This is a genomic window from Candidatus Burkholderia verschuerenii (assembly GCF_001189365.1).
Classification (GTDB): Bacteria; Pseudomonadota; Gammaproteobacteria; order Burkholderiales; family Burkholderiaceae; genus Caballeronia; species Caballeronia verschuerenii.
The window spans coordinates 1-1147 of record NZ_LFJJ01000408.1 but is presented as its reverse complement, the minus strand read 5'-3'; the positions used below and the strand labels follow the sequence as shown (position 1 = coordinate 1147).

At 56.8% G+C, this 1147-nt stretch carries 2 protein-coding genes and 1 pseudogene; all 3 read left to right on the top strand.

The annotated features are described in order from the left end of the window. Nucleotides 1–125 (top strand): annotated as a pseudogene (locus BVER_RS33170) (IS5/IS1182 family transposase); the annotation flags it as partial. A gap of 227 nt (nt 126–352) precedes the next feature. Continuing rightward, the gene (gene rplU / locus BVER_RS29240; RefSeq protein ID WP_050456189.1) at nt 353–664 is read left to right on the top strand and encodes a 50S ribosomal protein L21; all 312 of its coding nucleotides are present in this window, start codon (nt 353–355) and stop codon (nt 662–664) included. 25 nt (nt 665–689) lie between these two features. Continuing rightward, nucleotides 690–953 carry a 50S ribosomal protein L27 gene (rpmA, locus tag BVER_RS29235; RefSeq protein ID WP_050456188.1) on the top strand — a complete coding sequence of 88 codons (264 nt, stop codon included), beginning with the start codon at nt 690–692 and terminating at the stop codon, nt 951–953. Nucleotides 954–1147: the final 194 nt, after the last annotated feature.

Below are 1147 nucleotides of genomic sequence, written 5' to 3'. Positions count from 1 at the left end.
TCTTTAAGCGTATCAAGCATTTTCGTCGCGTCGCCACTCGATATGACAAACTCGCCCACAGCTACCTCACCTTTGTCTCCATCGTGTCTGCCTTCGGGCCGCTCTTAAATGTAAACAGGACCTAGGACTTTGCTAGGACAATCGGACGGTTTTCGCCGAGGATCGAGTGCCTATCGCGACACATGCGAGACACAAGCGGCGTGCCCGCCGTCTCTCGAAAATGGAACGGTCAAGGTCTTTGACGCGGCACGTAACCCTATGTATAATCGCGTGTTTTCCTCCGCGCGGTGTGTGGAAAATTTTCGACATTTCCCGAAGTATCAGGAAAGATGAATTCAGAGTGAGGTTCTCAATGTACGCGGTCATAAAAACCGGCGGCAAGCAGTATAAGGTTGCTGTCGGCGAAAAATTGAAAGTAGAACAGATACCGGCAGACATTGACGCAGAAATCACGCTCGACCAGGTTCTCGCAGTAGGCGAAGGCGAATCGATTAAGTTCGGTACGCCGCTGGTCAGTGGGGCTTCCGTCAAGGCTACCGTTATGTCCCAAGGTCGTCATGCCAAAGTGACCATCTTCAAGATGCGTCGCCGGAAGTACTACCAAAAGCACGTTGGCCATCGCCAGAACTACACCGAACTGCGCATCGACGCGATCAACGCGTAAGCGCATCGGTTAAGGAGCTAAGCAAATGGCACACAAAAAAGCAGGCGGGTCTTCCCGCAACGGCCGCGACTCCGAGTCGAAACGCCTCGGCGTGAAGGTGTACGGCGGCCAGGCAATCAACGCAGGCGGCATCATCGTTCGCCAGCGCGGCACGCGCATGCACCCGGGTGACAATGTCGGCATCGGCAAGGATCACACGCTGTTCGCGCTGACCGACGGCCACGTCAAGTTCGTGACCAAGGGCGCTGGACGTAAGCATACGGTCGTCGTCGTCCCGGCAGCAGCGTAAGCGCACTGCACGGGCTTCAGGACCGGAAAAGGGTTTAAAAGACCCAAAGGCCCCGCGAAGTTCGCGGGGCCTTTTTGTGCGCCCAGCATGGGCGCACTCTTGCGGGTACAAGTCCCGCCGCAAGTTGACCACAGCGAGCGAAGTGAAGCGCAACTGCGGAAGGGCGACCGACCGTGGGGAGGAAGCGTGGAGCG